The 7,885-nt window shown below is 71.7% G+C and carries 7 protein-coding genes; 4 read left to right on the top strand and 3 right to left on the bottom strand.

The annotated features are described in order from the left end of the window. The 4 genes from N5I75_RS09880 to N5I75_RS09865 form a co-directional block, all read left to right on the top strand. Positions 1–735, top strand: a 735-nt coding sequence (locus tag N5I75_RS09880) for an MFS transporter (protein ID WP_476676324.1), incomplete at its 5' end; no start/stop codon positions are given. Positions 736–880: 145 nt separating this feature from the next. Continuing rightward, positions 881–1,507: a TetR/AcrR family transcriptional regulator gene (locus N5I75_RS09875; protein ID WP_476676323.1), complete on the top strand. Its 627-nt coding sequence runs from the start codon at positions 881–883 to the stop codon at positions 1,505–1,507. 193 nt (positions 1,508–1,700) lie between these two features. Further along, entirely contained in the window at positions 1,701–2,726 is a 1,026-nt protein-coding gene (locus N5I75_RS09870; RefSeq protein WP_476676322.1) for an endonuclease/exonuclease/phosphatase family protein, read from the top strand. A gap of 145 nt (positions 2,727–2,871) precedes the next feature. Beyond that, positions 2,872–4,092, top strand: coding sequence for an MFS transporter (locus tag N5I75_RS09865; protein WP_476676321.1), 1,221 nt, complete (start codon positions 2,872–2,874; stop codon positions 4,090–4,092). A 39-nt stretch (positions 4,093–4,131) separates the two neighbouring features. On the opposite strand, the gene N5I75_RS09860 is transcribed toward N5I75_RS09865, so the two are convergent. From N5I75_RS09860 to N5I75_RS09850, 3 genes are all read right to left on the bottom strand, one after another. Then, positions 4,132–5,214, bottom strand: coding sequence for a LacI family DNA-binding transcriptional regulator (locus N5I75_RS09860; RefSeq protein ID WP_476676320.1), 1,083 nt, complete (start codon positions 5,212–5,214; stop codon positions 4,132–4,134). A gap of 92 nt (positions 5,215–5,306) precedes the next feature. Next, on the bottom strand, positions 5,307–6,953 hold the full coding sequence (locus tag N5I75_RS09855) for an extracellular solute-binding protein (RefSeq protein ID WP_476676319.1): 1,647 nt from the start codon (positions 6,951–6,953) through the stop codon (positions 5,307–5,309). 41 nt (positions 6,954–6,994) lie between these two features. After that, complete coding sequence (locus N5I75_RS09850) at positions 6,995–7,858, bottom strand: carbohydrate ABC transporter permease (protein WP_476677008.1); 864 nt, start codon at positions 7,856–7,858, stop codon at positions 6,995–6,997. Positions 7,859–7,885 lie beyond the last annotated feature (27 nt).

The raw sequence follows: 7,885 nt of genomic DNA, 5'->3' as shown, positions 1-7,885 counted from the left end.
ATCGCCCTGGTCTTCTTCGCGCTGATGGGCGTCACGTTCTTCTCCGTCTTCTACACGCAGAGCGTGCGCGGGTACTCGCCGCTGCAGACCGGCGCCCTGATGCTGCCGCTCGCCGTCGCCCAGCTCATCTTCGCGCCGCGCGCCCGCATCGTCGTCGACAAGATCGGCGTACGGGCCACGACCACCGGCGGGCTCGTCCTGCTCGCGGGCATGCTGGCCGCCTTCACGATCCTCGACGCGGACACCCCGATCTGGCTCCTGGAGGTCATGTTCTTCCTGATGGGCACGGGCATGGCGCACGTCATGACCCCGACCAGCGTCGTCATCATGCAGGCGCTGCCGCGCGAGAAGGCCGGCTCCGCCTCCGCGCTCAGCAACACCTTCCGCCAGGTCGGCGGCGCCCTCGGCATCGCCGTCCTCGGCTCCGTGCTCTCCACCGCCTACCGGGGCGGCATAGAGGACAAGCTCGGGCTGCTCCCGCCCGACCTGCGGGAGACCGCGGGCGGTTCCATCGAGGCCACGCTCGGCGTCGCCGAGAAGATCGGGCCGCGCGCCGAGAGCCTGGTCGGCGCCGCCAACGACGCGTTCCTGCACGCCATGCACGTCACCGCCCTGTGGGGTGCGGGCATCGCCCTGATCAGCGCCGTCGTCACGGCCCTGTTCCTGCCCGGCAGGGCCCCGGCCGCACCCGAGGGGGCGCCGGGGGAGGCGGAGAGGGTCGGCGCGGGCCACTGAGATCCCGCCTCCGTCCTCGCACCCGTACGCGCAGGAAGACCTCGCACCCGTACGCGGCCGAGGACGGAGGCGCTGAGACAATCACCCCGGGGACCGGCGGAGTGCCGGGTTCCGGGGCTGTGGCGGAAGGCGGAGGGCCAAGGGCGTGAACACGGAACGGGCCGAGGCCGAGGTCCCGGCCAGGGGCCGGCCCCGCAGCGAGGCGGTGGAGCAGGCCATCGTCGAGGGCGTCGTCCTGCTCCTGGAGGAGGGCGTCCCGCTCGCCGAGCTGTCCATCGAGCGGATCGCCCGCACCGCCGGCGTCGGCAAGGCCACCATCTACCGGCGCTGGAGCGGAAAGGAGGAGCTGTTCGTCGACGTCCTGCGCTCCATCGAGGCCCCCGACCCCGAGCTGCCCGGCACCTCCCTGCGCGACGACCTGGTCTGCCTCCTGGAGCACCTGCGCCGGCGCGGCCTCAGCATGCGCAGGTCGGTGCTGCTGCACAACGTCTTCGCGCAGATGAAGACCCTGCCGCGGCTCTGGGACGCGTACCACGAGATTGTCATCGACCCGCGCCGCCGCACCATGCACGACGTGCTGCGGCGCGGTGTCGCCGACGGCGAGCTGCCCGCGGGCACCGACATCGAGCTCGCCGCCGATCTGATCACCGGGCCCATGCTGCTGCGCTCCATCATGCGGAGTGACATGCCTCTCGCCGACGACCTCGCGGAGCGGATCGTCGACCTCGCCCTCGACGGACTGCGGCCCGAAGACGGGGCGGGCCGCGGCTGAATGTGCGCGTTTCGTCACAAGACGCCCGAACGGGCGCCGCGTTCGGAACTCCGGACGCCGATCCGGTCGTCATCGTGGCCGTACGGACGTCACAGACTCCGCCCGCTCGGGGTGTGACGGGACAGAAGCCGCCGGACATCCCCTAGGGTTTTTCGGGCAGGGACGGCGGGCACGGCAGTGAGGCGACGACGGTATGGCGCAGGCGTACGACACCGACACGGTGGACGGCGAGGAGACCGGGCAGACCGGGCCGGGTGACCGCCTGCGCCGGCTGGGCCGCCGGCTGCGGAGCGACCGGGGCCTGTGGCGGCGGGGCATCGTCCTCGCGGTCCTCGCGGTCCTGCTCGCACTCGTCATGCTGCTGCACGCGCAGATCCCCAACAGCGTCGGCAACCTCGGCTCGCTCACCGAGACGTTCCTGCCGTGGCTGGGCGTCTTCATCCCGGTGCTGCTCGTCCTGGGGCTCCTGCGCAAGTCGGCGACGGCGCTCGTGGCGCTGCTCATTCCGACGATCGTCTGGTTCAACGGCTTCGGCAGCCTGCTCACCGACAAGCAGAGCGGCGGCGGCGACCTGACCGTCGCCACGCACAACGTCAACGCCGACAACGCCGACCCGACCGGCACCGCCGAGGACGTCGCCGCCTCCGGCGCCCAGATCCTCGCCCTGGAGGAGCTGACCGCCAAGGCCGTGCCGACGTACGAGAAGGCGCTGAAGGCGGCCTACCCCTACCACTCGGTGCAGGGCACGGTCGGCCTGTGGAGCAAGTACCCGCTCTCCGAGACCCGGCCCGTCAACATCAGGCTGGGCTGGACCCGCGCCATGCGCTCCACCGTCGCGACGCCGAAGGGCGACGTCGCCGTCTACGTGGCCCACATGCCCTCGGTACGGGTCAAGCTGCACTCCGGGTTCACCGCGAGCCAGCGCGACACGAGCGCGAACGCGCTGGGCGAGGCGATCTCCGACGAGCCGCTCGGCAAGGTCGTCCTGCTCGGCGACCTCAACGGCACGATGAACGACCGGGCCCTGACCGCCATCACCTCGCAGATGCGCTCGACCCAGGGCGCGGCGGGCAGCGGCTTCGGGTTCAGCTGGCCGGCCGCGTTCCCGATGGCCCGGATCGACCAGATCATGGTCAGGGGCGTGGAGCCCGTGTCGTCGTGGACGCTGCCCGAGACGGGCAGCGACCATCTGCCGATCGCGGCGCGGGTCACGCTGTGACGCGCACCGTCTGAGTTACGCGGGGTTTCACACGGTTTTTACCTGGCGGAATACTGCGCACGGGACACTTTGTTCCGTACGTAAACTTATGAGTCCGGTTCCGCCCCGCCTCACCCCGTGTCCCCACTTTCTTTGGACGATCCTCATGCCCCTCGCCCTGCTCGCGCTCGCCGTGGGCGCCTTCGGCATCGGCACGACCGAGTTCGTGATGATGGGCCTGCTGCCCAACGTCGCGGACGACCTCGACATCTCGATCCCGGCCGCCGGACACCTCGTCTCCGCCTACGCGCTCGGCGTCGTGATCGGCGCCCCGCTCCTCGCCGCCGTCACCGCCCGGATGCCGCGCCGCCGCGTCCTCATCGGGCTCATGGTGCTCTTCGTCGTCGGCAACGCGGTCTCCGCCGTCGCCCCCGACCACCACTGGCTGCTGCTCGCCCGCTTCGTCAGCGGACTGCCGCACGGCGCCTTCTTCGGCGTCGGCGCCGTCGTCGCGACCTCCCTCGTGGCGCCCGAGCGCAAGGCCCGCTCCGTCTCCCTGATGTTCCTCGGCCTGACCGTCGCCAACATCGTCGGCGTCCCCGTCGCCACCGCCATGGGGCAGCAACTGGGCTGGCGCGCCACCTTCCTGGCCGTCAGCGCCATCGGCCTGGCCGCGATCGCCGCCCTCGCGGCGCTCGTCCCCGCCGACCACGGACACGGCTCCGCCGTCGGCGTCCGCAGCGAACTCCGGGCGCTGCGCTCGCTCCCCGTCTGGCTCGCGCTCGGCACGACCGTCGCCGGGTTCGGCGCCCTCTTCTCCGCCTACAGCTACATCACGCCGATGCTCACCGACACCGCCGGGTTCGCCGAGGGCAGCGTCACGCTGCTGCTCGCCCTGTTCGGCGTCGGCGCCACCATCGGCAACCTGGCCGGCGGCCGCCTCGCCGACCACTCCCTGCGCGGCACCCTCTTCGGCGGCCTGACGTCCCTGGTCGTCGTCCTGGGCCTGTTCCCGCTCCTCATGCGGACGGAGTGGAGCGCGGCCCTCGCCGTGCTGCTGCTCGGCATGGCCGCGTTCACCACAGGATCGCCGCTCCAGCTGATGGTGATGGAGAAGGCGTCCGCCGCGCCCTCCCTCGCCTCGTCCGCCAACCAGGCCGCGTTCAACCTGGCCAACGCGGGCGGCGCCTGGATCGGCGGCCTCGCCCTCGCGGCGGGCATGGGCGTCACCTCCCCGGCCGTGACCGGCGCGGTCCTCGCCGTCCTCGGTCTCGGCGTGGCGGCGCTCGCCTACACGGTGGACCGCCGCCGCGAGCCGGTGCCCTCCGGCCCGGGCCGCCTCGTCGCGAGCCACACCCCGGCGGAACGCGAGAACGCCAGGGCGTGAGGGGGAACGCCAGGCAGTGAGGGGAGCCCTAGGGCAGCCCTAGGGAGTGAGGCGGCGCACGCTGTCCCTGATCACTATGTGCGTGCCGAGGAGCTGGCGCCGCTGACCCGTCCGGCCCGCCCCGCCGAGGGCGAGCCGGACCGCCGTGCGGCCCAGCTCCTCGCCGGGGATGTGCACGGTCGTCAGGCCCGGGGTCATGTCGGCGGCCACCGGGTCGTCGTTGTAGCCGACCACCGAGATGTCCTCCGGGACGCGGAGCCCGTACTCGCCGAGCACCTTGACCACGGCGGCCGCCACCCGGTCGTCGCCCGCGAAGACGGCCGTGAAGTCCGGCCGCCCGTCGCACGTGGCGAGCAGGTCGCGCATGGCCTCGTCCCCGTTGATCTGGCCGAAGCCGATGCCGTGCAGGAGCGCGTCCGACTCCGGGACGCCATGGCTCTCCAAGGCGCGCAGATAGCCGCGGACCCGGGCCTCGCCGGTCGTGTTGCCCGGCTGGTAGCCGATCAGCGCGATCTTGCGGTGGCCCGCGCCCAGGAGGTGGCTGGTGATCGCGTGGGCGCCCGCCTCGTTGTCGTACTCCACGACGACCGCGGGCACGTCGGGCGCGGGCGCGGGCCTGCCGCACAGCACGAGGCGCGACCCGGCCGCCGCCAGGGACTGCGCGTACTGCGCCATCCGCTCCCGGTACGCCGCGTCCTGCACGACCCCGCCGACCAGGACGACCGCCTCCGCCGCCTGCTCGCGCATCATCTGCACGAGCGCCAGCTCACGGGCCGGGTCCGCGCCCGTCGACGCGACCAGGGTGAGCCGGTCGTGCTGCGCGGCCTCCTTCTCGACGCCCTGCGCCACGGCCGCGTAGAACGAACTCACCACGTCGAGCATGAGGACGGCGATCGTCTTGCGGCCCGCGCCCGCCAACGCGCGCGCGTGCGCGTTGGCGACGTAGTCCAGGTCCTTCGCCGCGCGGAGCACCTTCGCGCGCGACGCCGCCGACGTCGGGTAGTTGCCCGCGAGGACGCGTGACACGGTCGCCACCGACACCCCCGCGCGCGCGGCCACGTCGCGGATCGTCGCCCGCCCGCCGCCGCCCGCGGGTGCCCCCGTGCCGCTGCGCTCGCCCACCCTGACTCTCCCTGGAATGTCGCCGGTGCGGGGCCCGGCCACCGAGGGCCCCGCACCATCATCGCGTGCTCCGTCGCCGCCGGTCCGCCGGGTCAGTGCGCCGCCTCGTACTCGGCGCCGAACTCCTCCAGCGCCTTCCTGCCGCCCTGGGCGAGCCATTTCTTGTGGATGCCGTCCCAGTCGGAGACCTTCTTGCGCCCGGTGACGACCGCCGTGACACCGTCGCTGATGATCTGGTCGAGCGTGGCGCCCCGCCGGTTGAAGGTGTCGGACTGCAGCCCCCACCGGTCGTTCGCCACCATCATCGGCACGACCTTCCGCTGCCAGGCGTGCACCCGCTTCGTCAGGTCCGCGTAGCCCGGGTAGTACAGCGGCTGCGGCGCGTCCGCGACCTTGGTCAGCGGCAGGTTGTCCTTGGACTCGACGAGGCCCAGCTCCGTCGCGATCGGGTTGTTGTCCTCGTCCCGCTCGAAGTGCGTGCCCTCGATGCCGTAGTGCAGCAGCTCGTACTCCTGCGAACCGAACGGCGACGCCAGCCAGTCGAGCACCCGGAGCAGCAGCTTCACGCGGTCCTTGGACGCCTTCTTCAGCGCCGTGTAGCCGAAGATGCCGCGGCTCTGCTGGAACTGCGGCGCCCCGGTGACCGTGTAGGGCTGCGCGAGGTCCAGGGTGTACGCGTCCTTGATGCCCTGCGCGTTGGAGATCGTGGCGCCGAACCCGTCGGTCATCGACAGGGCGGTGCCGTTGTAGAACTGCGTCTTCAGGTCGACCTGCGAGACCGAGGTGGCCTCCGGGTAGTACGCGCCGGCCGCGCGCAGCTTCGCCATGTACTCCAGGGCGGCCTTGAACTGCTCGGTCCCGGCGAAGTACTCGGCCTTGCCGTCCTTGATCCGCCACTCGTTCGGGGCGCCGTGCCAGATCGCGTGCGTCTTGAACCCGAAGTAGCTGGTCATGGAGGCGCCGAGCCCCCACGTGCGGTGCCCGGTCGCGGCCTTGGCGACGGTCGCGAAGTCGGCGGCGGACATCCCCTGCTCGAACCCGGCCTTCCGGTACGCCTCCTGGTTGAGGAAGAAGGTGTCCTGCGGCTTCGGCCGCTCGACCGGCACCCCGTAGATCTTCCCGGCGATCCGCCCCATGCCCTCCCATGCGTACGTGGGTATCGCCGCGAGGTGCGGATAGTCCTTCGCCGCGTCGCCCGACAGGAACTCCGTCAGATCGGCGCACCGCTCCTTCACGAACTGCGCCTCGCGCGGCAGGGTGTAGCCGCCGCCGATCGCGATGATGTCGGGCAGGTCGTCGCCCGCCATGAGCGTCGCCATCTTGGTGCGGAAGTCCGCGTCCGGCACGACGGTGAACTCGACCTCGACACCGAGCGCCTCGTTCAGCGCGGCCCAGTACTTGTTGCGCGCCGCCGGCTTGGGCGGGGTGCCGTACGTGATCGAGATGATCCGCACCTTCTCCTTGCCGGTGCCCGGCTTCTCGGCCACCGCCCGGACCAGCTTCTCCGGGTACTTCAGGAACCCGGCCTGCACCCCTTCGGCGGTCGGCGCGAGGTCGGGCGCCGGGCCCCGCGCGGCGGCGTACGCCGGCCAGGGCGCGGCCTTCGTCCCCTTGTTGTGGACGGAGCCGCCGCCGCTGCTCCCGGTCGAGCAGCCGGTCAGGAGGGAGGGGACGGCGAGCGCGGCGCCGCCGACGGCGACGGAGCGCAGCAGGGTGCGGCGCGACATGTGAGCGGACATGGTGAAGGGCTCCTCGGACAAGGGATGGGTGAGGGAGTGGCTCAGCTCTTGATGGCGCCGGTGAGCACGCCCTTGGTGAAGTACTTCTGCAGGAAGGGGTAGACGAGCAGGATCGGTACGACGGCGATCACGAGGACGGCCATCTGCGTCGTCTGCGGCGCCGACACCATCCCGGCCTCGCTCAGCCCCGTGTCGGCGATCTGCGCGCCCCCGATGACGTACGTCCGCAGCACCTGCGACAGCGGCCAGTGGTCGGACTCCAGGTAGATCGAGGCGGTGAACCAGGAGTTCCAGTAGCTGACCGCGTAGAACAGGCCGACGACGGCGAGCGCCGCCTTCGACAGCGGCAGCGCGATCCGCCAGAACGTGGTCCAGTCTCCGGCCCCGTCGAGCCGCGCGGCCTCGTACAGCTCTTCGGGAATCCCCTGGAAGAACCCGCGCAGCACGACCAGGTTGAACACGTTGATGAGCACGGGCGCGACGACAGCCGCGTACATGTTCTGCATCCCGAGCCCCTTGACCAGCAGGAACGCGGGGATCATGCCGGGCGGGAAGAGGAACGTGAACAGCACGAGCAGCAGCACCGGCTTGCCGCCGAAGACGCCGGGACGGCTGAGCGCGTAGGCGAGGAACGCGGTGCACGCGAGGGAGAGCAGCGTGCCGATGACGGTGATGCCGACGCTCACGCCGAGCGCCTTCGTCACGATGCCGCCGCTGAGGATCGTCTCGTACGCGCGCAGCGTCGGCTCGGTCGGCCACAGCACCCAGCCGCCGCCCGCGACGACCTCCTCGTTGGAGGCGAGCGAGGTGGAGACGATGACGAGGAACGGTACGAGGACGAGGGCGAGCAGGACGAGGACGGCGAGGCCCTTGGCGGCGCGGGTGAGAGGTTTCGGCTTCTCCATCCAGGAGGGCCGGGCGGGGGCTGTCGC

The sequence above is a fragment of the Streptomyces sp. R818 genome, assembly GCF_056172735.1.
This window is presented reverse-complemented; position numbering and strand designations above follow the sequence as displayed.